We start from the raw sequence: 24041 nt of genomic DNA on the forward strand, positions 1-24041 counted from the left end.
TTCGCCCGACCGCCGCCGCGCTACCGCTACGACCGAACCGCCCTCAATGCACCACGCGATCGAACACGAACTGGCCTTCCCGCACATCGACGGGAATGACGTCCTTCGGCCCGAACCGTCCCGCGAGAATCAGCTTGGCGACCGGATTCTCGATCTCCTGCTGGATCGCGCGCTTCAGCGGACGCGCGCCGAACAGCGGGTCGTACCCGACCTTGCCGATCTGCGCGAGCGCCGCATCCGAGACGTCGAGGTCCATATCGAGCTTGGCGAGCCGCTCGTGCAGACGCGCCAGCTGAATCTTCGCGATGGACTCGATGTTCGTGCGATCGAGCGCATGGAACACGACGACATCGTCGATACGGTTCAGGAATTCCGGCCGGAAGTGCAGCTTCACTTCTTCCCACACGGCGTCCTTCACCCTTTCCTGCGGCTCGCCGACCATGCCCTGAATGACCTGCGAGCCGAGGTTCGACGTCATCACGATCACCGTGTTCTTGAAGTCCACGGTGCGGCCTTGACCGTCCGTCATGCGCCCGTCGTCGAGCACTTGCAGCAGCACGTTGAACACGTCCGGATGCGCCTTCTCGATTTCATCAAGCAGAATCACGCTGTACGGCTTGCGGCGCACGGCCTCGGTCAAATAGCCGCCTTCCTCATAACCGACGTATCCCGGCGGCGCGCCGATCAGACGCGCGACGCTGTGCTTCTCCATGAACTCGCTCATGTCGATGCGGATCAGATGATCTTCCGAATCGAACAGGAACGCCGCGAGCGCCTTGCACAGTTCCGTCTTGCCGACGCCCGTCGGCCCGAGGAACAGGAACGAGCCATACGGACGATTCGGATCCGACAGACCCGCACGCGAGCGGCGAATCGCGTCAGCGACCGCGCCGATCGCCTCGTCCTGGCCGATCACGCGCTCATGCAGCTTCGCTTCGATCTGCAGCAGCTTCTCGCGCTCGCCCTGCATCATCCGCGAAACGGGAATGCCGGTGGAACGCGACACGACTTCCGCGATTTCCTCGGCGCCGACCTGCGTGCGCAGAAGACGCGGACGCGTCGGGTTGTTCTGCTCCTGCGATTCGGCCTGCGTCACCTGCTTCAGTCGCGCTTCGAGTTCCGGCAGCTTGCCGTACTGCAACTCGGCGACCTTCTCCAGCTTGCCTTCGCGCTGCAGACGCGTGATATCCGCGCGCACTTTCTCGATTTCTTCCTTCAGTTGCGCGCTGCCCTGCACCGCCGCTTTTTCGGCAGTCCAGATTTCCTCGAGATCGGAATACTCGCGATTGAGCCGGTCCATTTCCTCTTCGATGAGTTGCAGACGCTTCTGCGACGCCTCGTCCTTCTCCTTCTTCACGGCCTCGCGCTCGATTTTCAGCTGAATGAGACGACGATCCAGCTTGTCCATCTCTTCGGGCTTCGAATCGATTTCCATCTTGATGCGCGACGCGGCTTCGTCGATCAGATCGATGGCCTTGTCGGGCAAAAAGCGGTCCGTGATATAGCGATGCGACAACTCCGCCGCCGCGACGATAGCCGGATCGGTGATCTCGACGCCGTGATGCAGTTCGTACTTTTCCTGCAAGCCGCGCAGAATCGCGATGGTCGCCTCGACCGACGGTTCATCGACGAGCACTTTCTGGAAACGCCGCTCGAGCGCCGCGTCCTTTTCGATGTACTTGCGGTATTCGTCGAGCGTCGTCGCGCCGATGCAATGCAGCTCGCCGCGCGAGAGCGCCGGCTTGAGCATGTTGCCGGCGTCCATCGCGCCTTCGGCCTTGCCCGCGCCGACCATCGTGTGAATCTCGTCGATGAAGACGATGGTTTGCCCTTCGTCCTTCGCGATGTCGTGCAGCACGGCCTTCAGGCGCTCCTCGAACTCGCCGCGATACTTCGCGCCCGCGAGCAGCGCGGCCATGTCGAGCGAGAGCACGCGCTTGCCCTTGAGCGTTTCCGGCACTTCGCCATTGACGATGCGCTGCGCGAGTCCTTCGACGATCGCCGTCTTGCCGACGCCCGGCTCGCCGATCAGCACCGGATTGTTCTTCGTGCGGCGCTGGAGAATCTGGATCGAGCGGCGAATTTCATCGTCCCGGCCGATGACCGGATCGAGCTTGCCCGCACGGGCGCGTTCGGTCAGATCGACGGTGTATTTCTTGAGCGCCTCGCGCTGGCTTTCCGCGTCCTGGCTATTGACCTGCGCGCCGCCGCGCACGGCGTTGATCGCGGCTTCGAGCGCACGGCGCGTCAGGCCGTGCTGCTTCGCGAGACGGCCGGCTTCGCCACGGTCATCCGCGACGGCGATCAGGAACATCTCGCTCGCGATGTACGTGTCGTTGAGCTTCTGCGCTTCCTTGTCGGCGGCGTTGAGCAGGCCCGCGAGTTCGCGGCTGACTTGAACATTGCCGTCGGTGCCCTGGACTTGCGGCAGACGGTTGATCGCTTCGTTGAGCGCCGTTTGCAGCGCCTGAACCTGCACGCCCGCGTGCGACAGCAGCGAGCGCGCGGAGCCGTCCTGCTGCGCGATGAGCGCGGCAAGCAAATGCACCGGTTCGATGTACTGGTTGTCGCGCCCGACCGCGAGGCTCTGCGCGTCGGACAGCGCTTCCTGAAATTTGGTGGTGAGTTTGTCGATTCTCATTTTTTAAAAGCTCCGATTCTGAATACGACCAAAATGAGGCGCTTTTTGTCACTTTCAAGCATCGTTTGGGCCGGAAAGTGCTCTTTTTGCTCTTCGACAATGGCGGCAGCCAACCGCCCAGGCTCTGAATTGACCTACGGCGTCCGGGTTTCGTTCAACGCGTGCCGGCTGGAATCACGAAGGCGCGCGAAGCACCCCGGGCGCACCCGCCGCAATCGGCGCGATGCTGACGATGCCGAGCAGAGCCGCCAGATCGTTCGCGGGTTGAGCGAGCTCGCCGACCGTGTGCTTGTCGAGTTCGGCGAGAAAGGCGTCGCGCGCGGCTGCCAGCACGCCGCGCAACCGGCAGGCCGGCTGAATGACGCAGCGCGCGTGCGACGAGGCTTGCCGATCCGCCGGCTGATTCACGAGGCAGCCCACGAGCGCGAAATCGCTTTCGGTTCTGCGCACGATGTCGCCGATCGTGAGGTCGTTCGTCCGCGATGAAAGTCTCAGTCCGCCGTTGCGGCCGCGCACGGTCTCGACCCACCCGAGTTCGCCAAGCTGCTGGACGATTTTCATCAGATGGTTCTTCGAAATGCCATATGCATCCGAGATTTCCTGAATCGTCGAAAGGCCGGAAGGTCGAACCGAGAGATAGAGCAGGACGCGCAGCGAATAATCGGTGTAATCGGTGAGTCGCATGATCTCGCGCGGAGAAAGTGGACGCAAAAGCGCCTCGGGATTTCGACGAAACGCGCGTATCGTCAAGGAGTCCGCGTCAAGACGAGGGACGATGACACGAGCGGACGTGGCTGACTTACCATCGGCGCACCGCTCGCCCGCGTCGTACCAAAATGCACGGAATCCGTACAAGCGTGCTTTTCGTACGGCTTGAGACGCGCGTCGACGAATCGGCCGCATGGATGCGCCATTTTGCGGCATCTTTACATTCTTCGCCGGAAAATATCTGATCCGCCTTCACTGTTTCAAAGATGACGAACACCGAACACCTTTCCGCCGATGCCCCGCGCGAACGCGCACCCAGCGAAGCCAATGTCCGCGCGCTGGTCGAAGCCTTCTATCGGCGCGTCGATGACGATGCGCTCCTCGGGCCGATCTTTTCGCGCGCGCTCGCCGGCCGTTGGGACGAGCATCTCGCCAAAATGACCACCTTCTGGTCGAGTCTCGTGCTCGGATCGAAGCAATATCGCGGCAACGTGCAGGAAGCGCATCGCCCGATCGACGATATCGAGCCGCAACACTTCGCGCGCTGGCTGTCGCTGTTTCTCAACACGGTCGAGTCGCGCTATGAGCCGGCCGCGGCCGTGCAGTTCATGGAACCCGCGCTGCGCATCGCGCAGAGCTTGCAGTTGAGCAAGTTCGGCTGGGACTACGAGATTCCCGTCGAGCAGCAGGAACTCCTCGCGGCGCTGAAGCGGCAGCGCACGGGCGGCGCGCCCGAGCCGCGCTTCCCCGAGCGTCCCGACGCCGCGCCGTTTCCCGCGAAGTTCATCGGCAAATCGGCCGACGAAAAATGACGCCGGTCAGGTCTGCCAGCGCGCGAGCGCCGTATCGTCGGACTCGCGCGCGTCGACCCAGCGTTCGCCCGCTTCGGTCTTCTCCTTCTTCCAGAACGGCGCCTGCGTCTTGAGATAGTCCATCACGAAGGCGCAGGATTCGAACGCCTCCGCGCGATGCATCGCCGTCGTCGCGACGAGCACGATCTGATCGAGCGGCTTGAGTTTGCCCACGCGATGCACGATCAGCACGTCCGAGCCGCGCCAGCGCTTGCGCGCCTGATCGGCGATCGTTTCGAGCGATTTTTCGGTCATGCCGGGGTAATGCTCGAGTTCCATCGTCTCGACGGCGCTGCCTTCGTTCAGATCGCGCACCGTGCCGACGAAACACGCGACCGCGCCCACTTTCGGATTGTCGGCGCGCAACGCGGCCACTTCCGCGCTGATGTCGAAATCGGCTTCCTGCACGCGGATTTTCGAACGCATGTTCATCTCAGCCACCCGTCACAGGCGGAAAGAACGCCACTTCGCAACCCTCGGTGATGCGCTGTGACGGATTCGTCATCACGTGATTGCAGGCCATGCGCAATGCACGGCCTTCCGCGAGCGTCTCTTCCCACACGCCGCCGCGCATGCGCAGCCACGCGCGCACGTCGCCGACATTGACCACCGTGTCCGGCACGCTGACCGTCTCGTTCGCGACGCCCAGCGCCTCGCGCACGCTCGCAAAAAATCTCAAATCGATCTTCATTTCTCTACCGCGTCAGTTCTGAAAATGGGATGAAGCGCACGATCTCGCCCGCGCCGATCGCATGATTCGGCGGATTGTCGATGAGACCATCGCCCCAGACGGTCGATGTCAGCACGGCCGAGCTCTGATTCTCGAAGAGATCGAGGCCGCCCGACGCGTTCACGCGCGCGCGCAGGAATTCGTTGCGGCGATCGCCTTTTTTCTGGCTGAAGTCGGCGCGCATCGAATAGACGCGCGGCGCGACGTTCGTCACGCCCGCGAGCCGCAGCAGAAACGGCCGCACGAACAGCAGGAACGTGCAGAAACTCGAAACCGGATTGCCCGGCAAGCCGATGAAAAACGCCTCATCGCGAACCGCGCCGCCGCGCCGCACCGCGCCGAACGCGAGCGGCTTGCCCGGCTTCATCGCGATCTGCCACATCGAAATGCGTCCTTCGGCCTCGACCGCCGGCTTCACGTGATCTTCCTCGCCGACCGACACGCCGCCGCACGTCAGGATGAGATCGTGATCCGCCGCCGCGCGCCGCAAGGTTTCGCGTGTCGCGTCGAGCCGGTCCGGCACGATGCCGAGATCCGTCACCTCGCAGCCGAGCTTCGCGAGCAGCGCGCGCAGCGTGAAGCGGTTCGAGTTGTAGATCGCGCCGGGTTCGAGCGGCTCGCCCGGCATGCGCAGTTCGTCGCCGGTGAAGAAGATCGCGACGCGCACGCGCCGCACGACCTCGAGCTGCGCACATCCGACCGACGCCGCAAGCCCGAGCGCCTGCGGCGTCAGGCGCGTGCCCGCGGGCAGGATCACCGAGCCGCGCCGGATATCCGCGCCTTGTTGCGTGATCCACTCGCCCGCCGTGGGCGCCTGCCCGAACGCGACGCGCCCGTCGTCCGACGCTTGTGCCATTTCCTGCATGACGACGGCGTCCGCGCCGGGCGGCACCGTCGCGCCGGTGAAGATGCGCGCGGCCGTGCCCGCCGCGAGCGGCCCGGCCGCGTGTCCCGCCGGGATGCGCTGCGACACCCGCAACGTGACCGGCGCGCCTTCGCCCGCACCAGCGAGATCGGCGATGCGAACCGCGTAGCCATCCATCGCACTGGTGTGCATCGGCGGGACGTCGAGCGGCGAGGTCACGTCGGCGGCGAGCACGCGGTTCAGCGCATCGAGCGTGTCGACGCGCTCGCGGGCGTCGACCTGACGCGCGGCGTCGAGCAGACGGCCGAGCGCGTCGGCGGTGGCGAGCATCGGAGGACGGCTTGAAGCGGCTGGCGTGGATGACATGGCGTTCGGTTGGGACGCGCGCGGCGGCCTGATCGTGAAAGGGACATTGCAATTCCGGTCAACTATTGTAGCGAGAAGGCAGGCGTCGCACCTTCGCCCTCGGGCACGCCGGACATGCGCCGCGACCGATACCGCAATCCATTCGCGCGCCTCAAAGCCGCGGCGGTGCGGTGATACACTCGCAGCACACTTCCCACGTCCATTTCCATGAAATTCTGTTCCCTCTGCGGCCACGAGGTCGGTCTCGCCATTCCGCCCGGCGACAACCGCGAGCGCTTCGTCTGCAACAACTGCGGCACCGTTCACTATCAGAATCCGCGCAATGTCGTGGGCACCGTGCCGGTGTGGGACGACAAGGTGCTGCTGTGCCGTCGCGCGATCGAGCCGCGTTACGGCTACTGGACGCTGCCCGCGGGCTTCATGGAAATGCAGGAAACGACGAGCGAAGGCGCCGCGCGCGAGACGCTCGAGGAAGCGGGCGCGCGCGTGGAGATTCAGAGTCTCTTCACGCTGCTCAACGTGCCGCACGTGCATCAGGTGCATCTGTTCTATCTGGCGCGGCTGCTCGATATCGAAGTCGATCCCGGCGAAGAGAGTCTGGAAGTGAAGCTCTTCGAGGAAAGCGAGATTCCGTGGGACGAGATCGCCTTTCCGACGGTCGGACAGACGCTGCGATTCTTCTTCGCCGATCGCGCCGCCGGCAACTTCACGCTGCATACGGGCGACATCTTCCGCACGCTGCGCGACGGCTGATTCCGCCGCTGTCCGACGAATCTCACTGAACGCCGCCCTCCCGAGAACATGGTTCCCTGGCTCGCCGACGACGATCCCTTCCCGCCCGTCGAGCGCGCGCTCGGCGCGGCGAGCGGCGCGCCGGGCCTGCTCGCCGCGAGCGCCGATCTTCTGCCGTCGCGGCTCATCGATGCTTACGGGCGCGGCATCTTCCCGTGGTATTCCGACGGCCAGCCCGTGCTGTGGTGGAGTCCCGATCCGCGCATGGTGCTGTTTCCGGCCGAGTTCAAGGTGTCGGATTCGCTGCGCAAGACCTTGAAGCGCGTGGTGCGCGATCCGGTCTGGGAGATCCGCGTCGACGACGATTTTCCCGCCGTGATGCGCGCCTGCGCCGACACGCCACGCGACGGCCAGCGCGGAACGTGGATCACGTCGGATATCGTGGATGCCTACACGACCTTGCATCGCGCAGGCAACGCGCACAGCGTCGAGACGTGGTTCGACGGCGTGCGCGTGGGCGGACTGTACGGCGTGTCGTTCGGCCGCATGTTCTTCGGCGAGTCGATGTTCGCGCACAAGACCGACGCGTCGAAAATCGCGCTTGCGGCGCTCGTCGGACACTTGCGCCGCAATCAAATTGAGATGATAGACTGCCAGCAGAACACGTCGCATCTGGCGTCGCTGGGCGGCCGCGAGATCGCGCGCCGCGCGTTCGTCGCGCATCTGAGACGGGCGACGGCGGAACCGGCGATCGGCTGGCGCTTCGACAAATCCGTCCTTCTCGACGTGCTGGCACGCTAAACGCTACACGCGTGATGCCCGAGCGACACATGCAATGCAGCCGCCGCGCGCCTGAAGACGATCTCGCGCGCCGGCCGGCAACGACGAGACGACGCCTGCGAGAGCCGCCAACGTGACACATCCGAACGAGCTGCCGCTGTCACCGCTTTCCGCGCTGCAATTCTATGCAACAGCGCCCTACCCTTGCAGTTATCTGGAAGGGCGTGTTGCGCGCTCGCAGGTGGCCACGCCGAGCCATCTCATCAACTCCGACGTCTACACCGAACTCGTCAAGGCCGGCTTCCGGCGCTCGGGCGTCTTCACGTATCGACCGTATTGCGACGGCTGCCGCGCCTGCGTGCCGGTGCGCGTGCCGGTCGCGCGCTTCGTGCCGAACCGGGCGCAGCGGCGCGTCTGGAAGCTGCACGGCAATCTGATCGCGAGCGTCGCGCCGCTGCATTACGACGAAGAGCATTACGCGCTTTACATGCGCTATCAGTCGGCGCGTCACGCGGGCGGCGGCATGGACCGCGACAGCCGCGATCAGTACGAGCAGTTCCTGCTGCAAAGCCGGATCAATTCGCGGCTCGTCGAGTTTCGCGAACCCGCGCATCCGGGACATCCGGACGAGCCCGGCGAACTGCGCATGATCAGCATGATCGACATACTCGGCGACGGCTTGTCGTCCGTGTACACGTTCTTCGAACCCGATCTGCCGAAGACGAGCTACGGCACCTTCAACATCCTCTGGCAGATCGAGCAGGCGAAGAGTCTCGACTTGCCGCACGTCTACCTCGGCTACTGGATCCGCGAAAGCGAAAAAATGGCGTACAAGGCCAATTTCCGGCCGCTGGAAGGTCTGATCGACGGCCGCTGGACGCTGCTCGATCCCGCGAACACTCACTCCGCGGGCGCGCTGCCGATGCCCGGGCGCATCAACGGCCCGAGCCAGCCGAAATAGCCGCTGAAGTCCCTCCCGCGCGCCCGGACCGGCACGCCGTCCGAAACCGCTAAAATAGCGGTCTTAAAAAAATTCGCCGTCGCCGGCTTTCATTTCGTGTTCAGTTCCCTCTACCCGATCGCGCGTTCGCATCTCTTCAAGATGGATGCGGAAGACGCTCATCATCTGACGCTGCGCATGCTCGGCGCGGCTGGCCGCACCGGGCTCGCCGGCATGCTCGCCAAGCGCGGCCCCGATTCGCCCCGCACCGTCATGGGCATCACGTTCCGCAATCCGGTCGGACTCGCGGCGGGGCTCGACAAAGACGGCGCGTGCATCGACGGGCTCGCGGCGCTCGGCTTCGGCTTCATCGAAGTGGGCACCGTGACGCCGCGCGCGCAACCGGGCAATCCGCGCCCGCGCATCTTCCGGCTGCCCGAGGCGAACGCGCTCATCAACCGGATGGGCTTCAACAATCGCGGCGTCGATCAGTTCGTCGCGAACGTCAAGGCCGCGCATTATCGCGGCGTGCTGGGACTGAACATCGGCAAGAACGCCGATACGCCGATCGAACGCGCCGCCGAGGACTATCTGTATTGCCTCGAGCGCGTCTATCCGTTCGCGAGCTATGTGACGATCAACATTTCGTCGCCGAACACGAAGAACCTGCGGCAGCTCCAGGGCGCGGGCGAACTCGATTCGCTGCTCGGCGCGCTCAAGGAAAAGCAGGCGCGGCTGTCCGATCTGCACGGCAAGCTCGTGCCGCTCGCGCTGAAGATCGCACCCGATCTCGACGACGAGCAGATCAAGTCGATCGCGGGCACGTTGCTGGCTCACAAGATCGACGGCGTGATCGCGACCAACACCACGCTTTCGCGCACCGCCGTGACCGGCATGAAGCACGGCGACGAAGCGGGCGGCCTGTCCGGGCGTCCGGTCTTCGACGCGTCGAACGAGGTCATCCGCAAGCTGCACGCGGAGGTCGGGACCGACGTGCCGATCATCGGCGTAGGCGGAATTTTCTCGGGCGACGACGCGCGCGCGAAGCTCGCGGCGGGCGCGTCGCTGGTGCAGATTTATACGGGGCTGATCTATCGCGGTCCCGCGCTCGTGAAAGAGTGCGTCGAAGCGCTCGCGTGACGCCCCGATCCGGCATATAGACATAAGCAAACGATATTACGCAGCGATTGCGTTTTCACTATGATCGCCGCATCGAAAAAAGACGCTGTGCCCATCAAGAGGAAAACAACACGATGAAACTGTCCACGCTCAAGAAGCTCGTCGCCGCCAGCCTGATCGGCGCGGCATTCACGGCCGTCACGACCGCCGCCCACGCCGAAGATCTGCTCGATCAGGTCAAGCAGCGCGGCACGCTGCGCGTCGGTCTCGAAGGAACCTTCCCGCCGTTCAACTCGAAAGCGCCGAACGGTGAACTGGTCGGCTTCGACGTCGATATCGCCAAGGCCGTCGCGGCCAAGCTCGGCGTGAAGCCCGAGTTCGTCACGACCGAATGGAGCGGCATCATCGCGGGCCTGCAGGCGGGCAAGTTCGACGTGATCGTCAACCAGGTCGGCATCACCGATGCGCGCAAGCAGACGCTCGATTTCTCGCCCGCCTACACGTACTCGAACGCGCAACTGATCCAGCGCAGCGACGACAAGCGGGAGTTCAAGTCGCTCGAAGAACTGAAGGGCAAGAAGCTCGGCGTCGGCCTCGGCACGAACTATATGGACATGGCGAAGTCGGTGCCGGGCATCGACGTGAAGACGTATCCGGGCGCGCCCGAGTATCTGCGTGATCTCGCCGCCGGGCGTCTGGACGCCGCGCTCAACGACCGCCTGATGCTCGCGTACTTGCTGAAGAATTCGCAATTGCCGCTGCGCACCGGCGCGAATGTCGGCGCGGGCAATCCGTCCGGCATTCCGTTCAAGAAGGGCAATCCGAAGTTCGCCAAGGCGATCGACGACGCCATGACCCAGCTCGAAGCCGATGGCACGTTCTCGAAGATTTCGGACAAGTGGTTCGGCATCGACGTGACGAAGCCGGCGAAATAAGACGCGCCGTTTCCGGCGTCGCGAGGGCGGCATCGTAACGGTGCCGCCCTTCTCTTTTGCCGGCTCGGTTTAATATGTGCCGGTTTGTTTCACTTCAGCACCGTTTCAGTCAACGCGTCTCTTAAATGTCCACGACATCCCTGCTCGTTCAATCGGCGCCCGTGCTGGCGCAAGGCGCGCTGCTGACGATCAAGTTCGCGCTCTACTCGATGTTCTTCGGCCTCATCGCGGCCGTCGTACTGGCGTTGATGGGCATCAGCCAGAACCGCGCGCTCGTCGCGATCGGACGCTGCTATGTCAGCGTGATGCGCGGCACGCCGCTGCTCGTGCAGATCTTCGTCATCTACTACGGCCTGCCGAGCCTCGGCATCTCCCTCGAACCGACGCCCGCGGGCGTGATCGCGCTGTCGGCGAACGTGGCCGCGTATCTGTCGGAAAGCATGCGCGGCGCGATTCTCGGCATCCACGCCGGGCAGTGGCTCGCGTCCTATAGCCTCGGACTGTCGCGCGCGCAGACGCTGCGTTACGTGATCGGGCCGCAGGCACTGCGCATCGCGGTGCCGAGCCTGTCGAACAGTCTCATCAGTCTGATCAAGGACACATCGCTCGTGTCGGTCATCACGGTGACCGAACTGTTGCGCAGCGCGCAGGAAGTGATCGCGGCGACCTATCAGCCGTTGCCGCTTTATCTCGCGGCGGCGTTCGTCTACTGGATTCTTTGCAGCGTGCTCGAATTCGTGCAGCGGATTTTCGAGCGGCGTCTCGCGCTGCCGGGGCGGCACTGATCGAAAACAAGCCGCTGAAAAGCGGCTTTTTCGCATTAGTCGGTTTCGAACGGAAACCTGAGATTCAAATCGCGCCGCGCGGCGTCGATGATCGCGATCATCCGCATCGACGTTGCGTGCGGCATGACCGGGCTCTCGGTTTCGCCGGCGCGCAGCAGCTCGCAGAAATGCGCGGTTTCGTAGTTGAGGCCGCCGCCCGAGAACGGCTCGTCGAGTTCGGCCTTTCTTCCGTCCGTATAAGCGATCGTCGCGCGCGATGGATTCCACCAGTTCTCGTGGATCGTCACCGTGCCGAGCGTGCCGCCGATGAGCGCATCGCCGCGGCCTTGCAGATCGAGTCCGCAGAACAGTTGCGCGATGCCGCGTTCGTGGCGCACGTTCAGGCTCGCGAAGACGTCGACGCCGGTCGCGCCGAGCCGTCCGATGGTCTGCACGTCGAGCGCCTCGCCGAGCCAGTCGACCGCGAGAAACGCCTCGTAAATGCCGATATCGAGCAGCGCGCCGCCGCCCGCGTCCAGCGAGAACGACGGATGATCGAGCGGCACGTTCGCCATCGAGCAGCCGGCCCGAACGAGACCGATTTCACCGATCGGATCGCTCTGCAAATGCTCGCGCAAGCGGCGATACAGCGGATAGAACGGCGGCTTCATCGCTTCCATGAACAACACGTTCGCCGCGCGCGCCGCGTCGATCATGCGTTGCAGCTCGCGCGCATTCACGGCCGCGGGCTTTTCGCACAGCACGGGCTTGCCCGCCGCGAACGCGCGCAACGCGTACGCCGGATGGCTGTCCTGCAAGGTCGCGATGTAGAGCGCGTCGATGTTGGCGAGCAGCGCGTCGAAATCGGCGAATGCGCGGGCATCGAATGCATCGGCCAATGCGCGCGCCGGTTCTTCGCGGCGCGACCACACGCCCGCGAGCCGCGCGCCTTCGACGTGCGTGAGACTGTCGGCGAAGCGCCGCGCGATGCGTCCCGCGCCGACGATGCCCCAGCGGATCGTCTTTTCATCGATATTCGTATTGCTCAAGCCTGCCTCCGTGCGCCAGATTCGTCGTGCGACGCATTGTGCCTGATTGCGTCGCATGACGACTGCGCGCGGCGGGGCCAGACGGCAAAAAGCCGGGACATGTCCCGGCTCGATACATTCGATCGTCCGATGCGTTCGAGGACGCGCTACGCACCCGCGGACGCGTTCACGTTCGGCGACGCAGGCTGACTGTTCACGCGCTCCAGCGAGAACGCGCGGCCGACTTCTTCCGCGGCCAGGTCGACGAGCGCGCGCGTCGCGGCTTCGGCGGCGGCGGGATCTTTCGCCTCGATCGCCTCGACGACGCTCTTCTGCGCCGCGAGCGTCGCTTCGCGCACGGACTCGATGCCGTCGACGATCGGATTGACCGTCACCAGCGCGCCGCGCACGATCGCCGTCATCTGACGAAAGAACTGGTTGCCGCTCGCCGCCACGATGCGCGTATGCAGCACTTCGTCAGCCGCCTGATATTCCGGCTCGCCGACCTGCAGACGCGACAGTGTGTCGAATGCATCGCGAATCCCGGCGATTTCGTCGGGCGTCGCGCGGGCGGCGGCGAGCGCTGCGGCGCGCGGCTCGATCAGCATGCGGAATTCGATTACATCGCGTAAAAACGTCTGATCCGGCTTGGCGCGAAAACGCCAGCTCACCACGTCCTCGTCGATGAGACGCCAGTCGCTCATCGGACGAATGCGCGTGCCGGTTTTCGGCCGCACGTCCAGCATGTGCCGCGCGAGCAGCATCGAGAGCGCCTCGCGCATGACGGTGCGGCTCACGTCGAACTCCTTCGAGAGGATGTCCTGCGGTGGCAGTATCGCGCCATATTTTTGCTCGACGATCCCTGAGACGAGTCCGTCCATGACCTTCGCCACCAGCGATCGCTCTTTGTTGTCATCCATCTCGCTTCTCCCCTTCTCGCCTGTTCCGTAGCCGTGTGTATGAGCGCATCGCTTTCGCTTCCCGGGCTGCGAAAGGCACGACGGGTTCCCGACAGGTCCATTCGTCGTGCTTGATACGTTGCGTCTTCGTTGCTTCGAATGCCAGTTGGGAATTTCCTGACAGGGTAATCCCTCTGGCTTCGACGTCACTGTTTCGTTTTTTACTTCTTACCGCTTCACGTGCATCTCTTGCGCTCGCGCCGCGCGCGCGCAGGCATTCATCAGGGAAACTGAAGAATGGCTGCGTCGCGTCGCGGCGTGTGCGTTCTTTCGCGGCCCGCTGTTGCCATCGGACCGATCATGCACCCATTTGAGCAAGCATCTCGTAGGCTTTCTGTGCGAACGCGAACGGAAGCCGGCTCGCTTTTGCCTTTTGTATGATCGGATGGTTTGGACGAAAGTACCGTGGCGCGGTGCAAGCGGGGCGATTTGTCAGCCCTATGCTTAAATCGCGCCATCTGTCGTTCGGGGTGTGCGCGCGTCGAGATCGATCTGCCGGCGCTTCAATGCTTCGCGCTCCGTAAGCGCTTGCTGATACACCGCGAGGTACTCGTCGCAGACTCTTTCGACGGAAAGCTGCTGCAGGCCGTGACGCGCGCGCGCCGCCAGTTGGCCACGCGCCTGCCGGTCGAGCAGAAGCCAGCGCAGTTTTGCCGCTGCCTGCCCGATGTCGCCGGCGGGCACGAGCAGACCCGCAGCGCCGTCGTCGAGCATTTCGGCGATACCGCCCACGCGCGTCGCGACGATCGCGCAGCCGGCCTCGCGCGCCTCCGCGATCACGAGCGGACTCGGGTCCTGGCGCGAGAGCAGCGCGAATACATCGGCGCTCGCGAAATACGGCCGCGTATCGGCGACGAAACCCGTGAAGTGCGCGTTCTCCGCGATGCCGAGCTCGGCTGCCAGCGCTTCCATCGATCCGCGATCGGGGCCTTCGCCGACGAGATACAGATGCGGCTCCGCCAAGAATTCGCGCTCGCTCGCGGACTGCTCGCGCACCTGCGCGAACGCCTGCAGAAGATCCGCAATCCCTTTCCTGCGATACATCCCCGCCACGCAGACGATATTCGGATGCTTGAGCCGCACCGGCTTCGCGGGCGGCCGCGTGATGAGCCGCGGCGCGCCGACGGCGCCGTTGAGCACGGTCGACAACCGCGCCGGCCCGATGCCGCGCGCCTCCAGATCGAGCGCCAGCGCGCGGCTCACGGCCACCATGCGATCGCCCGCGCGCACCAGCGCCGCGCTTTTCTGCAGTTCGTGATGCACCGTGGTGACGAGCGCGAAGCGCCGCCGCATGCTGCCGAAACGCGAAATGAGCGCGCCGGTCATCATGTGCGCGTGCACGATGTCGGGATCGAAACGATCGATGAGACGATTGAATCCCGCGATCATCGACGGCACGCGCCACGGTTGCCGCGACTGCTGCAGCGAAACATGCGTGATGCCGTGGCGACGCAAAAGCGGCTCGAAGCCGCCGCCCGACGATGCGACCACGACGTCCTGCCCCATGCGCGCCTGCATGCAGGCGAGATCGACCATCATGTTGACGGTGCCGTTGCCGATCGTCTGCGCGTGATTGGCGAGATGGACTATTCGCATGAGATAGGCTGTTTGTGCGCTCGCCGGCCCATGCCGGCGGCGTCGATCTTATTGTTTCGAGGACGCGTCTCGAAGCGGCCTGCGCCGCGCCGATCGCGTTGTTATCGCGTTGTTATCGCTTTGTTATTGCCTCGATGCCCGGACGGTCCACGCCTTCGATGCTGCTGACTGCCGCGTTGGTTCTTTCGCCGCGCGCGCGGTTGCGGCGCACGCTGCGCGTCTCTGGTGGCGCTTACAGCAACTCGTACGTCGTGGCGTTGTCGCTCGCGGCGAACGGCGCCTTGCTCGCGCCCGATGCTTCGCGCGATTGCCGGCCCTTTCTCGTCAGACCGATGTACGGCATGCCGTGCTCGAGAAACGGCCCTTCGGTCTTGCGAAAGCCGAACGCCTCGTAGAAACCGCGCAGGCTCACCGGCGCGGTCAGCCGCACGCGGCGGCCGGGCCAACGCTCGGCGGTCACCGCGAGCACGCGTTCGATCAGGGCGTGCGCGGTGCCGTCGCCGCGACGCAGCGGGCTCGTCAAGATCTTGTCCACCACGACTTCCGGATCATCCGCGTCGCCCTCGTTGATGCGTGCATAGGCGAGCACGGGCATCGAACGGCTCATGTCCTCGGCGGCGAATACGTGCGTGCCGGTTTCATCGCGACCATCCGGGTCGAGATGGACATGCGACTGTTCGACGACGAACACCGCACTGCGCGCGCGCAAAATCAGATAAAGCTCCCGCGCAGTGAGTTGTTCGAAATCCAGCGTTTTCCAGTTCATCGATTATCTCCATGCTTTACCGGCAATTACCGGCGTTGCGACGATTGAACGTTACGTGCCGACCCGCCTGAATTCAGTGCGCCATCGCACCGACCCATGACGCGCGCGCCTTTCAAATAAGCTCGACCACACGCACAAAGGCGTCCCGGGGAAAAAAGACGCCTTTCCGACGATCAATGCGACCGCGCTACAGCCCGGGTTGCGGGCTGCCGCGCGCGCGTCGCATGGCGTCGATAGCACTCGCGTAATACGGCACCTTCATGGGAAAATCACAATGCATACCGCCATCGAACGCGATAGAGACGCACGATTAAAAGCACATTCGCTCCATTGCGCACGCGGTATCGAACGCCGGCCTTTCCGGCCCGAGGTCACGGCATGAGCGCGTTCCATACGAGCGGTGTGACGGATTCAGGAGCAAGTCGTTCCCGCGTCGTGTCACTCGATCCCTTGCGCATGCGTGCGCGGCGGCATCACGCGCACGCGCTGCATCGCGGCGAGCGCATCTGGCGTGAAGCGGTCGCGCCCGTCGATCTGTGGATCGAAATTCTGCACGGCAACGGGCTCGAACCGCGCGCTGCGCTCGCGTTCGCCGTCGCTCAGGACTTCGAAGCCGATCAGTTCACGCTCGGCAAGCTGCCGTTCGAAGACATCGAAAAACTCTACGGCCTGCAAGTGCAGGAGCTTTCCGTGTTCGATTCGCTCGAAGAGCGCGCGCTCGTGCAGACGCGCCGCGCGAATATCGTCCTCGTCGAAGTCGATGCGTTCTATCTGCCGGACACGCGCACTGCTTCGTATCGCCGCGAACATGCGAAGACGACCATCGGCATCGATGTGATCGATCGCGATGCGCGGCGTCTCGGCTACTTTCATCACACGGGTTATCACCTTCTCGACGGCGAAGACTACGACGGCGTGCTGCGCTCGAATGCGACGCCCGAGCCGGCGCTTTTTCCGCACGTCGAGTTTGTCAAGCGCGTGCGCGAGCCGCTGTCGGGCACGCCGCTCGCGGAAGTATCGGCGGATCTGCTGTGCGCGCATCTGTTGCGGCGTCCGATGCACAATCCGATCACGCGTTGGCGCGCGGCGTTTCCCGAGCATCTCGATACGATGATTGCGCGCGGCGAATCGTATGCGCGTCATTACGCCTTCAACGTGATGAGGCAACTCGGCGCGAACTTCGAATTGCTCGCGCATTATCTGCAGTGGATGCGCGAACAAGGCTTCGACATTCCCGTGCAGACGTATGCGGGCGCGCGCAAGATCGCGAGCGAAACCATGGTGATGCAGTGCCGCCTCGCGCGCGCCCTTTCGCGCGGACGACGAGAGCTGTGCGAGACATCGTTCGACGTGATCGAGGATGCGTACGAACGCGTGATTCCTCCGCTTGCGGATATCGTGTGCTGAACGTTGATGTCGAACCGCGATTCGCACGCGCTTTCATCTCGGCAGCGACTGTTTAAAAAGACACATTTCAACCCTTGTTTCAAGGGTTTTTTCACTCGCTTACGTTCGCGTCTTATGCGGGTTTTTATGACCTCGTGATGTCGCCGCGAGAATTTCTGCGCGCCGGTTTCTCCGCGTTAATGAGTTCCGCATGAGATTGTCCTCGATGAAACATTTCAGGGCATCGCGTGCACGACTGAAATGCGCTGCGCCCGACCATGAATCCGATGAATGACGCGCAAACGTTTCACGGCGGCTAGTCGCGTGCCGAACTCGCGAGAGGGCCGCTACAAGGCCTATGTGGGCTACTCCTCGCCGAAAGCCGCGCTATTGAGGCGCTTATGCGCGAGGAATCGCACACGCAGATTTCACTTCGTGCAACGGGCGCAACGTTTCCGCTTCACGCAACGCCGCGCGGAAGACTTTTCCCGATGCCGGCAAAGCCTTATCCGGCAAGGCTTCGTGGGGAATCAAGCAGCGCTCGGATAAAGACGCGTTCGCCAGCCCACGGAGCCGATGGAACACGGATGAATCATTTTCGATTGTCCCTACGAAAGAAGGTGGTATGTCGAAGGGATGTCGACCCGTGAGGCCTGTCGCACCGTGGTCAAAAAATCCTCAACCGCCATTCGAGGGGTATGCGCTGATGAAACTCATCGGGGCACGCACGTATTCCTAAGACCACCGATGTTCAAGACTGAAACAAAAACGCAGCGCTGCGCTGCATCACAAAAAGTGCACGAGTTATGAGGCCCCGCCAGCATTGCGATTGCCCGCATTGGCACAGTCCTCGCTAATAGAAGCACGCAACCCAGACCAGTGCGATCAACCAAAAGCAATCCAAGTACGAAACGGGCGGCTACGGGGCTGATGTCATCCTTCCTCGAGGAACCGGCGCAAGCGGCAATCTTCGAAAACGGTCACATCAGTAAATAAAAATTGAAGCGCAACGCGCGAAAGTTACGAGAGAGAACAATCATGCTGACCCTCCAGTCCGACCTGCACGGCAATCATCTGCTTGGCGCGCTTCCTGCGCACGAATGGCAGGCGCTCACGCCGCATCTGGAACTCGTGCAATTGCGCACCGAGCAACTGCTGTGCGACTCCGGCCAACGGATTCACCACGTCTACTTCCCGACGACCGCGATCATCTCGCTGCTGCACACGATGGAAGACGGCGGTTCGGTCGAGATTGCCGCGGTGGGACGCGAAGGCATGACTGGCGTGCCGGTTCTGACCGGCGGCGAAACGATGCCGACGCGCGTGCAGGTGCAATGCCCGGGCTTCGCGTATCGCATGAGCGCGCAAGCGTTGCGCGAGCAGTTCGGCCGCTCGGACTTCCTGCGCCGCCTGATGCTGCTCTATATGCAGGCGCTGCTCACGCAGGTCGCGCAGACGGCGGCATGCAACCGGCATCACTCGCTGAACAAGCAACTTTGCCGCTGGCTGCTGATCGAAATCGATCGCACGGCGTCGAACGAATTGCAGGTCACGCAGCAACTGATCGCGGACATGCTGGGCGTGCGCCGCGAAGGCGTGACCGAAGCGGCGGGCAAGCTTCACGACGCGGGTCTCATTCATCACAGCCGCGGCTGCATCAAGGTCGTGGATCGCGAGGGTCTGGAAGCACGCGCATGCGAGTGCTACGGGCTCGTCAAGCGGGAGTTCGACCGACTACTTCCGCGTCTTCGTGCAACCGAGGCGATATCGGCCTCAAGTGTCTAACGGCTAGGATTAATGCAAGAAAAAAACCTCGATCTGTTCTCATGGCTGGCGCGTGTTCTGGATGTCTGTCTCATCATCGCGGGCGGATTGATCGCGCATGACGTACGCTTTTCGTCGCTGGATTTCGTCAGCGATATCGAAAGGCTTCTGATCGCGTTCAACTCCGCACTCGCCCTCCTGCTCTTCCCTGCTTTCGGCGTGTATGAAACCTGGCGCGGCAAGCCGTTCGCCATGATGCTGGCGCGCGTCACTTTGGCGTGGATGGCGGTCGTCGCGGGCGCCCTGCTGCTCGCCTTCACGCTACATCGCATGGATACGGTGTCGCGACTCTGGTTCGCGTATTCGACGCTCATTTCCGGCGCGCTCATCATCGCTTCGAAGCTGATCGTGTACTCGGCCTTGCGCCTGATGCGCGGCCGCGGCCTGAATCAGCGCACCGTGGCGATCGTCGGCGCGCAGGGTTTCTCGCGGACCTTGCTCGCGCACCTGTGCAGCACGCCCGAACAGGGCTTTACTCCGGTGTGCATTCTCGATACGACCGGCGACGAGGAACTGCACGCGAGCGGCATCAGCGGCATGCCCACGCCGACGACCGCGATCGGCATGGGCGGCAATCGTTTGCCGGTGCTGAACGATTTCGACGAACTCGTCGAAAAGGTGCGCGCCGAGGAAATCAACGAAGTGTGGCTCGCGCTGCCGCTGTCGCAGGAGCACACGATCTACCGCTTCGTGCATGCGCTGCGGCACGATTTCGTGAATCTGCGGCTGATTCCGGACACGCGCAGCATTTCGCTCTTCAATCATTCGATGACGGATGTCGCCGGGCTCGCGACCATCAACCTGACGACGTCTCCGATCAGCACGCTGCAGATGTGGCCGAAGATGCTCTTCGACCGCCTGTTCGCGGCGGCCGCGCTGCTCGCGCTCTCGCCGCTGATGATCGCGATCGCGATCGCCGTGAAGACGACCTCGAAGGGTCCGGTGTTCTTCACGCAGCATCGCAAGGGCGCGGACGGACGGCCGTTTCGCATCTACAAGTTCCGTTCGATGGGCGTGCATCGCGAGCACGGTCAAGTGACGCAGGCGACGCGCAACGATCCGCGCGTGACGAAGGTCGGCGCGTTCCTGCGGCGCACGAGCCTCGACGAGCTGCCGCAGTTCCTGAACGTGCTGTTCGGGCATATGTCGGTGGTCGGTCCGCGCCCGCACGCGATCGAGCACGACGATCTGTACAAGGATCTCGTCTACGGCTACATGTTCCGCTACCGCATCAAGCCCGGCATTACCGGCTGGGCGCAGGTGAACGGCTATCGCGGCGCGACGGAAAAGGTCGAGAAGATGCAAAGCCGCGTGAAGTTCGACCTCTTCTACATTCACAACTGGTCGTTCTGGTTCGACATCAAGATCGTCGCGATGACGATGTTCAAGGGATTCATCGGACGCAACGCGTATTGATCGGCGTAAAAACGCGAAAGGCCCGGCGATTTTCGGATCGCCGGGCCTTTCGCTTGGTGCGCGCGTGACTTACTTGTAGTCGATGCGCTCGACGCCGTTCTCCGTGCCGAGCAGACAGATATTCGCGCCGCGCGCCGCGAACAGACCGACCGTCACGACGCCCGGCCAGGCGTTGATCTGCGCTTCGAGCGCACGCGGATCGGTGATCGACAGGCCCTTCACGTCGAGGATTTCGTTGCCGTTGTCCGTGATGAACGGCGAGCCGTCCTTCGTCACGCGCACGATCGGCACGCCGCCGAGCGCCGCGAGCTTGCGGCCGATCGCCGTGCGCGCCATCGGCACGACTTCGACGGGCAGCGGGAACGTGCCCATCACCGGGACGCGCTTGCTCGCGTCGGCGATGCACACGAACACGTCCGCCACCGACGCGACGATTTTCTCGCGCGTGAGCGCGCCGCCGCCGCCCTTGATCATCGCGCCGCTCGCGTCGATTTCATCGGCGCCGTCGACGTAAATGGACAGCGTTTCGATGTCGTTCAGATCGAACACCTTGAAACCGTGCGATTCGAGCCGCGCCGTGGTCGCGAGCGAACTCGACACCGCGCCGCGATAACGCGCCTTGGACTTCGCGATGGCGTCGATGAAGCAGTTCGCCGTCGATCCGGTGCCGACGCCGATGATCGCGCCTTCCGGCACGTTCGCGTTCACGTAGTCGGCGGCGGCCTGACCGACCAGTTGCTTGAGTTCGTCTTGAGTCATGGGAGCGGTGCTGCTGTATCGGTGAAAACTGAGATTTTATCGGAGCGCGGGCGACGGCCTCGCGGATCATGCCAACGCGTGCAGGAAGCCGAGCGGATCGTGCGTGCGCGCCACCGACGCGATGAACGCGAACACGACGATCGCCAGCACGCCATAAACGGCGCGCGCGCCCTTCGTGCGGCCGCGCTTGAGCGCGAACGTGCCGAGCACGATATAGACGACGAGCCCCGCGATTTTCGCGCCGAGCCACGCAGCGTTCGCCGAAAAGCCGATGATCGCGACCAGCGCGATGGCGCTCGCGAGCAAAAGCGTATCGACGATATGCGGCAGGATTTTCGTCGCGCGCGCGGCGAGGAGGCGCGAATTCGTCAGCATCCAGATCCAGCGCAGCACGAATCCGGCGATGGAAAGGCCGGCGCAGGTCATGTGGATCGCGCGCAGTGTCGGAAACCAGTCGTTCATTGTGGGAAGTATTTATCGAGCAGGGCCTGGGCGATCGCGTCGCTTTCTGCATCCGCGTTGCCCGCGTGATCCGACGGGCGAAAGTGCATCTGAAACGCGCTGAAGACGCGGCGGGTTTTGGCGTCGAGCACGCCGTCGGTCGCGACTTCGTAGCCGTAGCGCTTCAGCTTTTCCTGCAGCGCGCGCACGTCCGATGGCGCCTTCGGATCGCGGCCCGCGAGATGCGTGGCAACAGCCGCGTCGTCGGGCCATGCGCCCACGCCGGCGTCGTATAGCGCATGCCACGGGAAAAGCGGACCCGGATCGATCTTGCGTTGCGGCGCGATGTCGCTATGGCCGACGACGCGCGTCGGCGGGATGTGGTAGCGCGCGACGATATCGCGGGAGAGCTTGATGAGCGCATCGACTTGCGCGGGCGGATACGGCTGCCATTTTCCATCGCTCAGCGGGCCGATCGGACCGAGATTCACGTTCTCGATGCCGATCGACGACGCGTTCAGCTCCGTCGCGCCCTGCCACGAGCTCACGCCGGCGTGCCAGGCGCGCTTGTCTTCCGGCACCAGTTGATAGACGACCGGCTCGCCTTTCTCGATGCGCGGGGCGTCGGGGACGACGTAGTGCACGCTGACTTCATCGCCGGTCAGGACGGCGAGCGATCCCGCTTCGTCGATCTCCGTGTAGTGCATCACGAGGAAACGGATGCGGGAATCGGCGTTCTTCGCGTGGTACTGCGTGTCGGCGATGTAGGTGGTGCGGTCTTGCATCGCGGTGCAGGCGGTGAGCAGGCATGCGGAGATTGCTGCGGCAAGACGAATCGCGCGTGTGGTGCTCGTCACGATTGCATTTCTCGAAGCGAATGCACGTGCATCCAGTGGGTGAGAAGCGCGTCGCGGCTCGGCTGGCTTTTGGGATCTTTCGGAAGCCGAAGCCTTTTGCCGGCTAGCGCGGCGTACTCGCTGCCCTTCAGTTCCGGCGAAATCGACACTTCATAGGTCGCAGGGTCAATCGTAATCAGCATGCGGTCGTAAAGCGTGTGCAAGTCCGCACGAAGTAAAAGGCCGTTTCGAACGTCGTTGGTTTCAGTGCCCATGTAGCCGCAGATATGCGCGGCTTCGAGAACCGCTTCGACCGCGCAGTCCGTGAGCGCGCAACGGCGCTCGTAGGCTTTGAGCAGTCCATTGCGAAACGCGGGTTGGCCTTGCCTTACGACGATGGAAACGAGTGTCTTCTTGCGGGCGTCTTCGATGCACGATGGATCGAATGCGCCGCTCGATTCTGCCCGCGCCCGGGCTTCGCATTCCGCTTGCGCGAACGTACTGCTTACTCGCTGCGAAGCGCCCGGATTCGCTCCCGGGCTCGAAACCTGGAATCCCAAGCTTTCGAGCCTGCGCGCGACCGTGAGCGCGCCGCCACTGAAATCTTTCGCACGCAACGGTCCGACGGCGGGAAACTGGTAGCCGCAAGCCGCGCCAGCGACGGCCTTCGAATCGTAGCGTCGCCCATTCAAGACGACAAAATAGTCTCGCGCTTCCCTGAAACCGTATTTATCCAAAAACGCGGATCGGCCGATCTGATCGAATTCTTCCAGCGCGGCATGAACCGCCGAAGGATCACTGAGTCGCTTCAAAGCCATGAATGACGTTGGACGCTGACCCTTACTTCTTCACCGCCCGCTGCCTCACCGCCTCAAACAAACAAACCCCCGACGCCACCGACACATTCAAACTCTCGACCGTCCCCGCCATCGGGATATTCATGATTTCGTCGCACGTCTCGCGGGTCAGGCGACGCATGCCCTCGCCCTCCGCACCGACGACGATCGCCACCGGGCCATCCAGCTTGGTCTCGTAAAGCGATGCCGTCGCCTCGCCCGCCGTGCCGATCACCCAGACGCCCGCCTCCTTGAGTTCGCGCAGCGCGCGCGCCAGATTCGTCACGGTGATATACGGCACGCTCTCCGCCGCGCCGCTCGCCACCTTCGCCGCCGTCGCGTTCAGGCCCGCCGAGCGATCGCGCGGCGCGATCACCGCATGCGCGCCGGCCGCATCCGCGACGCGCAGACACGCGCCGAGATTATGCGGATCGGTGACGCCGTCGAGCACCAGCAGCAAAGGCGTGCCCGAAATGCCATCGAGCAGTTCGGCCAGATTCTGCGCGAGCGGCAGATCGTGCGCGCGCGCCACCACGCCCTGATGCTGGACGTTGCCCGACAGCCCCCAGAGACGCGCTTCATCGGCCGCGATCAGCCGCACGCCCGCTTCCTTCGCGGTCCGCAGAAAGTCCTGCATGCGCCGATCCTTGCGCGTGGGGTCGTACAGCACCTCCTCGATCGACGATGCATCCGCGCGCAAACGTGCGGTCACTGCGTGAAATCCGTATAGAACCTTGAGACGTGACATGACTGATCCGAACCT

The 24041-nt window shown here is 63.6% G+C and carries 24 protein-coding genes and 1 pseudogene; 10 read left to right on the forward strand and 15 right to left on the reverse strand.

Annotation, left to right across the window (positions count from 1 at the left end; genetic code table 11):
- Positions 1-43 precede the first annotated feature (43 nt).
- Positions 44-2641 carry an ATP-dependent chaperone ClpB gene (clpB, locus tag NCS67_RS07285; protein WP_250434838.1) on the reverse strand — a complete coding sequence of 866 codons (2598 nt, stop codon included), beginning with the start codon at positions 2639-2641 and terminating at the stop codon, positions 44-46.
- Positions 2642-2815: 174 nt separating this feature from the next.
- Positions 2816-3325 carry an Rrf2 family transcriptional regulator gene (locus NCS67_RS07290; protein WP_250434839.1) on the reverse strand — a complete coding sequence of 170 codons (510 nt, stop codon included), beginning with the start codon at positions 3323-3325 and terminating at the stop codon, positions 2816-2818.
- A 290-nt stretch (positions 3326-3615) separates the two neighbouring features.
- On the opposite strand from NCS67_RS07290, the gene NCS67_RS07295 reads away from it, so the two are divergent.
- Entirely contained in the window at positions 3616-4161 is a 546-nt protein-coding gene (locus NCS67_RS07295; protein ID WP_250434840.1) for a group III truncated hemoglobin, read from the forward strand.
- Between the two features lie 6 nt (positions 4162-4167).
- Here NCS67_RS07295 and moaE read toward each other — a convergent pair whose 3' ends face one another.
- From moaE to NCS67_RS07310, 3 genes are read right to left on the reverse strand one after another with little or no spacing between them, the layout of a single operon-like run.
- Positions 4168-4632, reverse strand: coding sequence for a molybdopterin synthase catalytic subunit MoaE (gene moaE / locus NCS67_RS07300; protein WP_250434841.1), 465 nt, complete (start codon positions 4630-4632; stop codon positions 4168-4170).
- A gap of 1 nt (position 4633) precedes the next feature.
- On the reverse strand, positions 4634-4891 hold the full coding sequence (gene moaD, locus NCS67_RS07305) for a molybdopterin converting factor subunit 1 (RefSeq protein WP_008349297.1): 258 nt from the start codon (positions 4889-4891) through the stop codon (positions 4634-4636).
- A gap of 4 nt (positions 4892-4895) precedes the next feature.
- Positions 4896-6125: a molybdopterin molybdotransferase MoeA gene (locus NCS67_RS07310; RefSeq protein WP_350029131.1), complete on the reverse strand. Its 1230-nt coding sequence runs from the start codon at positions 6123-6125 to the stop codon at positions 4896-4898.
- Between the two features lie 243 nt (positions 6126-6368).
- On the opposite strand from NCS67_RS07310, the gene NCS67_RS07315 reads away from it, so the two are divergent.
- From NCS67_RS07315 to NCS67_RS07340, 6 genes are all read left to right on the forward strand, one after another.
- Entirely contained in the window at positions 6369-6914 is a 546-nt protein-coding gene (locus NCS67_RS07315) for an NUDIX hydrolase (protein WP_008349294.1), read from the forward strand.
- A 48-nt stretch (positions 6915-6962) separates the two neighbouring features.
- Positions 6963-7694 carry a leucyl/phenylalanyl-tRNA--protein transferase gene (gene aat / locus NCS67_RS07320; protein ID WP_008349292.1) on the forward strand — a complete coding sequence of 244 codons (732 nt, stop codon included), beginning with the start codon at positions 6963-6965 and terminating at the stop codon, positions 7692-7694.
- 112 nt (positions 7695-7806) lie between these two features.
- Positions 7807-8634: an arginyltransferase gene (locus NCS67_RS07325; protein WP_033536383.1), complete on the forward strand. Its 828-nt coding sequence runs from the start codon at positions 7807-7809 to the stop codon at positions 8632-8634.
- A 96-nt stretch (positions 8635-8730) separates the two neighbouring features.
- On the forward strand, positions 8731-9753 hold the full coding sequence (locus NCS67_RS07330) for a quinone-dependent dihydroorotate dehydrogenase (protein WP_250434843.1): 1023 nt from the start codon (positions 8731-8733) through the stop codon (positions 9751-9753).
- Positions 9754-9866: 113 nt separating this feature from the next.
- Positions 9867-10667: a cystine ABC transporter substrate-binding protein gene (locus NCS67_RS07335; RefSeq protein ID WP_008349288.1), complete on the forward strand. Its 801-nt coding sequence runs from the start codon at positions 9867-9869 to the stop codon at positions 10665-10667.
- 125 nt (positions 10668-10792) lie between these two features.
- Positions 10793-11452, forward strand: a complete 660-nt coding sequence (locus tag NCS67_RS07340; protein ID WP_034473185.1) for an amino acid ABC transporter permease — start codon at positions 10793-10795, stop codon at positions 11450-11452.
- A gap of 35 nt (positions 11453-11487) precedes the next feature.
- On the opposite strand, the gene NCS67_RS07345 is transcribed toward NCS67_RS07340, so the two are convergent.
- From NCS67_RS07345 to NCS67_RS07360, 4 genes are all read right to left on the reverse strand, one after another.
- Positions 11488-12480 (reverse strand): Gfo/Idh/MocA family protein, encoded by a 993-nt coding sequence (locus tag NCS67_RS07345; protein ID WP_250434844.1) that lies wholly within the window; start codon positions 12478-12480, stop codon positions 11488-11490.
- 146 nt (positions 12481-12626) lie between these two features.
- The gene (locus tag NCS67_RS07350) at positions 12627-13379 is read right to left on the reverse strand and encodes a FadR/GntR family transcriptional regulator (protein ID WP_008349281.1); all 753 of its coding nucleotides are present in this window, start codon (positions 13377-13379) and stop codon (positions 12627-12629) included.
- 483 nt (positions 13380-13862) lie between these two features.
- Complete coding sequence (locus NCS67_RS07355) at positions 13863-15014, reverse strand: glycosyltransferase family 4 protein (protein ID WP_250434845.1); 1152 nt, start codon at positions 15012-15014, stop codon at positions 13863-13865.
- A 232-nt stretch (positions 15015-15246) separates the two neighbouring features.
- Positions 15247-15780 carry a GNAT family N-acetyltransferase gene (locus NCS67_RS07360; protein ID WP_008349278.1) on the reverse strand — a complete coding sequence of 178 codons (534 nt, stop codon included), beginning with the start codon at positions 15778-15780 and terminating at the stop codon, positions 15247-15249.
- Between the two features lie 378 nt (positions 15781-16158).
- Here NCS67_RS07360 and NCS67_RS07365 point away from each other — a divergent pair, with 378 nt between their 5' ends.
- From NCS67_RS07365 to NCS67_RS07375, 3 genes are all read left to right on the forward strand, one after another.
- Positions 16159-17187 carry a DUF1839 family protein gene (locus NCS67_RS07365; RefSeq protein ID WP_051079023.1) on the forward strand — a complete coding sequence of 343 codons (1029 nt, stop codon included), beginning with the start codon at positions 16159-16161 and terminating at the stop codon, positions 17185-17187.
- 1017 nt (positions 17188-18204) lie between these two features.
- Complete coding sequence (locus NCS67_RS07370) at positions 18205-18951, forward strand: Crp/Fnr family transcriptional regulator (RefSeq protein ID WP_008349275.1); 747 nt, start codon at positions 18205-18207, stop codon at positions 18949-18951.
- Between the two features lie 33 nt (positions 18952-18984).
- Positions 18985-20406: an undecaprenyl-phosphate glucose phosphotransferase gene (locus tag NCS67_RS07375; RefSeq protein WP_034473220.1), complete on the forward strand. Its 1422-nt coding sequence runs from the start codon at positions 18985-18987 to the stop codon at positions 20404-20406.
- Between the two features lie 69 nt (positions 20407-20475).
- On the opposite strand, the gene rpiA is transcribed toward NCS67_RS07375, so the two are convergent.
- The 6 genes and pseudogenes from rpiA to rlmB all read right to left on the reverse strand — a co-directional run bounded on the left by rpiA (position 20476) and on the right by rlmB (position 24026).
- A complete protein-coding gene (rpiA, locus tag NCS67_RS07380) occupies positions 20476-21165 on the reverse strand; it encodes a ribose-5-phosphate isomerase RpiA (RefSeq protein WP_008349271.1) in 690 nt (229 codons plus the stop codon).
- Positions 21166-21231: 66 nt separating this feature from the next.
- The gene (locus NCS67_RS07385; RefSeq protein WP_008349269.1) at positions 21232-21627 is read right to left on the reverse strand and encodes a SirB2 family protein; all 396 of its coding nucleotides are present in this window, start codon (positions 21625-21627) and stop codon (positions 21232-21234) included.
- A complete protein-coding gene (locus NCS67_RS07390) occupies positions 21624-22391 on the reverse strand; it encodes an N-acetylmuramoyl-L-alanine amidase (protein ID WP_250434873.1) in 768 nt (255 codons plus the stop codon). The genes NCS67_RS07385 and NCS67_RS07390 overlap by 4 nt, the downstream gene beginning before the upstream one ends.
- A 68-nt stretch (positions 22392-22459) precedes the next feature.
- The gene (locus NCS67_RS07395) at positions 22460-22717 is read right to left on the reverse strand and encodes an HNH endonuclease signature motif containing protein (protein ID WP_239295301.1); all 258 of its coding nucleotides are present in this window, start codon (positions 22715-22717) and stop codon (positions 22460-22462) included.
- A 327-nt stretch (positions 22718-23044) separates the two neighbouring features.
- Positions 23045-23260 (reverse strand): annotated as a pseudogene (locus NCS67_RS32090) (ScoMcrA-related endonuclease); the annotation flags it as partial.
- A gap of 22 nt (positions 23261-23282) precedes the next feature.
- Positions 23283-24026 (reverse strand): 23S rRNA (guanosine(2251)-2'-O)-methyltransferase RlmB, encoded by a 744-nt coding sequence (gene rlmB / locus NCS67_RS07405; protein WP_008349264.1) that lies wholly within the window; start codon positions 24024-24026, stop codon positions 23283-23285.
- Positions 24027-24041: the final 15 nt, after the last annotated feature.

The sequence above is a fragment of the Caballeronia sp. ATUFL_F2_KS9A genome (assembly GCF_023630765.1).
Taxonomy (GTDB): domain Bacteria; phylum Pseudomonadota; class Gammaproteobacteria; order Burkholderiales; family Burkholderiaceae; genus Caballeronia; species Caballeronia zhejiangensis.

Coding starts and splice junctions, on each gene's coding strand:
- NCS67_RS07390 (WP_250434873.1), bottom strand. CDS start 22,391: ATGCAAGACCGCACCACCTACATCGCCGACACGCAGTACCACGCGAAG.
- NCS67_RS07350 (WP_008349281.1), bottom strand. CDS start 13,379: ATGGATGACAACAAAGAGCGATCGCTGGTGGCGAAGGTCATGGACGGA.
- NCS67_RS07310 (WP_350029131.1), bottom strand. CDS start 6,125: ATGCTCGCCACCGCCGACGCGCTCGGCCGTCTGCTCGACGCCGCGCGT.
- NCS67_RS07385 (WP_008349269.1), bottom strand. CDS start 21,627: ATGAACGACTGGTTTCCGACACTGCGCGCGATCCACATGACCTGCGCC.
- NCS67_RS07340 (WP_034473185.1), top strand. CDS start 10,793: ATGTCCACGACATCCCTGCTCGTTCAATCGGCGCCCGTGCTGGCGCAA.
- clpB (WP_250434838.1), bottom strand. CDS start 2,641: ATGAGAATCGACAAACTCACCACCAAATTTCAGGAAGCGCTGTCCGAC.
- moaE (WP_250434841.1), bottom strand. CDS start 4,632: ATGAACATGCGTTCGAAAATCCGCGTGCAGGAAGCCGATTTCGACATC.
- NCS67_RS07295 (WP_250434840.1), top strand. CDS start 3,616: ATGACGAACACCGAACACCTTTCCGCCGATGCCCCGCGCGAACGCGCA.
- NCS67_RS07335 (WP_008349288.1), top strand. CDS start 9,867: ATGAAACTGTCCACGCTCAAGAAGCTCGTCGCCGCCAGCCTGATCGGC.
- NCS67_RS07370 (WP_008349275.1), top strand. CDS start 18,205: ATGCTGACCCTCCAGTCCGACCTGCACGGCAATCATCTGCTTGGCGCG.
- NCS67_RS07315 (WP_008349294.1), top strand. CDS start 6,369: ATGAAATTCTGTTCCCTCTGCGGCCACGAGGTCGGTCTCGCCATTCCG.
- NCS67_RS07365 (WP_051079023.1), top strand. CDS start 16,159: ATGAGCGCGTTCCATACGAGCGGTGTGACGGATTCAGGAGCAAGTCGT.
- NCS67_RS07395 (WP_239295301.1), bottom strand. CDS start 22,717: ATGGGCACTGAAACCAACGACGTTCGAAACGGCCTTTTACTTCGTGCG.
- NCS67_RS07360 (WP_008349278.1), bottom strand. CDS start 15,780: ATGAACTGGAAAACGCTGGATTTCGAACAACTCACTGCGCGGGAGCTT.
- rlmB (WP_008349264.1), bottom strand. CDS start 24,026: ATGTCACGTCTCAAGGTTCTATACGGATTTCACGCAGTGACCGCACGT.
- moaD (WP_008349297.1), bottom strand. CDS start 4,891: ATGAAGATCGATTTGAGATTTTTTGCGAGCGTGCGCGAGGCGCTGGGC.
- rpiA (WP_008349271.1), bottom strand. CDS start 21,165: ATGACTCAAGACGAACTCAAGCAACTGGTCGGTCAGGCCGCCGCCGAC.
- NCS67_RS07290 (WP_250434839.1), bottom strand. CDS start 3,325: ATGCGACTCACCGATTACACCGATTATTCGCTGCGCGTCCTGCTCTAT.
- NCS67_RS07355 (WP_250434845.1), bottom strand. CDS start 15,014: ATGCGAATAGTCCATCTCGCCAATCACGCGCAGACGATCGGCAACGGC.
- aat (WP_008349292.1), top strand. CDS start 6,963: ATGGTTCCCTGGCTCGCCGACGACGATCCCTTCCCGCCCGTCGAGCGC.